This is a genomic window from Mycobacterium angelicum (assembly GCF_002086155.1).
Lineage (GTDB): Bacteria > Actinomycetota > Actinomycetes > Mycobacteriales > Mycobacteriaceae > Mycobacterium > Mycobacterium angelicum.
Window position 1 is genome coordinate 1 of record NZ_MVHE01000154.1, and the last position, 2,858, is coordinate 2,858.

1 protein-coding gene is annotated in these 2,858 nt (G+C 66.5%); it reads left to right on the top strand.

Annotation, left to right across the window (positions count from 1 at the left end):
- The coding region (locus BST12_RS28610) for a condensation domain-containing protein (protein WP_245850616.1) at positions 1 to 2,858 on the top strand (2,858 nt) is incomplete at both ends.

The window sequence follows — 2,858 nt, forward strand, 5'->3', positions numbered from 1 at the left end:
CCCAGGTACTGGGACTCGACCGCGTCGGCATCGACGACTCCTTCTTCCAACTCGGCGGCGACAGCATTCTGTCGATGCAGGTGGTGTCGCGGGCCCGGTTGGCCGGCGTCATGTGCAGACCGCGCGACATCTTCGTGGAACAATCCGTTGCCCGGCTCGCCCTGGTGGCCACCCTGGCTGACAGCCAAAGTGGCACTGCCGATGAGGATTTCGGCGACGTGCTCGCCACACCGATCATGCGCTGGCTGCAAGGTCTCGCCGGCGCGGTCGAACACTTCAATCAGACGGTGGTGGTGCAGGCTCCCGGCGGGGTCGGCGAGGCCGATGTGTTGGTCATGCTTCAGGCGCTGATCGATCATCATGCGATGCTGCGGCTCCGAGTCGACGGCGCGGACGCGCAGGATTGGTCATTGCACGTGCCCGAACCGGGGTCAGTGGACGCGGCCGGCTGCCTGCACGCGGTGGAGGCATTGACCGATGAGGCGTTGCGGGAGGCCAGATCCCGGTTGAATCCGGCGGCCGGGGTGATGCTGAGCACGCTGTGGGTTGCCGCCAAAGCACAGCTGGCATTGATCATCCACCACCTGGCCGTAGACGGGGTGTCCTGGCGAATCTTATTGGAGGACTTGAACATCGCCTGGGCACAGCATCAAGCCGGGCAGCAGCTGGCGTTGCCGCCGGGCGGAACGTCGTTTCGGCGGTGGGCGTCGCTACTGGCTGAGCATGCGCGCAGCCCCGAGGTCGTCGACCAAGCCGACGCGTGGCGTCAGGTGCTGGCGTCGTCATCCGGATTGCCGACAGCACGGTTTGAGCCGGAAACCCTTGCCACGGCTGAGCATTGGTCGGTGACGCTGGACGTCGAGACCACCCGCATGCTGTTGGGTGAGGTGCCGGCCGCATTTCACACCGGCGTGCACGACATCTTGCTGATCGCATTCGCGTTGGCGTGTGCGGAGTTCTTGGGCAATGGCCACCGGCCGATCGGTATCGACGTCGAGGGCCACGGGCGTCACGACGAGCTGGCGCCCGATATCGACCTGTCCCGCACAGTGGGGTGGTTCACCACCAAATACCCGGTGTCGCTGGCCGTGGGCCGGATCGATTGGGCACAGGTAGTGGCCGGCGAGGCCGCATTGGGCGCGGTGCTCAAGGATGTCAAGGAACAGCTGCGTGCCCTCCCCGACGGCCTGACCTACGGTCTGCTGCGTTACCTGAACACCGACGTCGAGCTGACCGAGCCCGACCCGTTGATCGGCTTCAATTACCTGGGGCGCCTGGGCATGACGCCGGGCGAGGCGCCCGGAGGTTTGTGGCGAATCGCACCCGAAAGCCTGGCGCTGGCCGCGGCCGCCGTAGCCGTGCCCGTCGAACTTGTGCACGCCGTGGAACTCAACGCCGGCGCCGTCGACACCGAGGCGGGTCCACAGCTGCATGCCAACTGGACATGGGCGCCCTCGGCAATCGATCGCGCACAGGTCAGCCGGCTGAGCCGCTTGTGGTCTGACGCCCTGACCGGAATCTGCGCGCACGTGCGTGCCGGCGGAGGCGGGTTGACCCCCGCCGACATCGCGCCGGCCCGCCTCAGCCAACAGCAGATCGATGAGCTGCAGCGCCAATCCCGGATCGCTGATGTGTTGCCGCTGACCCCCCTGCAATGGGGACTCTTGTTCCACGCCAACGCCACTCGCGGCGGCGACGATCTCTACGTCATGCAGCTGGATTTCACCCTGAGCGGCGACGTTGACCAGCATCGCCTTCGCGACGCGGTGCATACCGTGGTGCATCGGCATCCGCACCTGGCTGCCCGATTCAGCGAGCAATTCGACGAGCCGGTGCAGATCATCCCCGCCGATCCCGTGGTGCCCTGGCTGTATCAGGAGCTGGACGCCCGCGAGGTCGACATCGATGAGCAGATGCACGGGCTGTGCGCCGCCGAACGCGCCGCGGTCTGCAACCTCGCCGACCAATCACCCCTGCGCGCCGCCCTCGTCCGCGTCGGACCCCAACGGCACCGGTTCGTGCTGACCAATCACCACATCGTGCTCGACGGCTGGTCGATGCCGATCCTGCTGCGGGAGATATTCGCCGGCTACCACGGGCTGCGGCTGCCCCCGGCCGGGTCATACCGCAGCTTCGTCACCTGGCTGGCCGGTCAAGACCGCGTCGCCGCCCAAGCGGCGTGGCGCGAGGTGCTCGCCGGCTTCGACACCCCGACCCTGCTGGGACCGCCGGGCCGGCTGGCGCTCGGGCGGCGCGGTGTCGAATCGTTTCGGATGTCCGCCGAAACCACGCGGTCCCTAACCGAATTGGCGCGTTCCCGTCACACCACCGTCAACATCGTGCTGCAGGCTGCCTGGGCGCAGCTGCTGATGTTGTTGACCGGCCAGCGCGACGTCGCCTTCGGCACCACGGTCTCCGGTAGGCCGGCCGAGCTGCCCGGCGCGGAATCAATGGTGGGCCTGTTCATCAACACGGTGCCGGTGCGCGCCCGCGCTACATCCCAAAGCACCGTTGCCGACCTGCTCGACCAACTCCAAAACGCCCACAACCACACCCTGGACCACCAGCACCTCGCCCTGACCGACATCCACCGAATCACAGGCCACGACTACTTGTTCGACACCCTTTTCGTGTACGAGAACTACCCCATGGACGCCGGCGCGCTGGGTGTCCAGGACTTGGGCATCACCGAATTCACCAATCGCGAATACAACCACTACCCGGTGATGCTGCAAATTCTGCCGGGTGCCGAACTGGGGCTGCGCGTCGAATTCGATACCGACGTCTTCGACCCGGCCGCCATCGAGATGCTCGTCGAGCGGTTTGAGCGGGTGTTGGGGGCGATGGTTGGTGGGGTG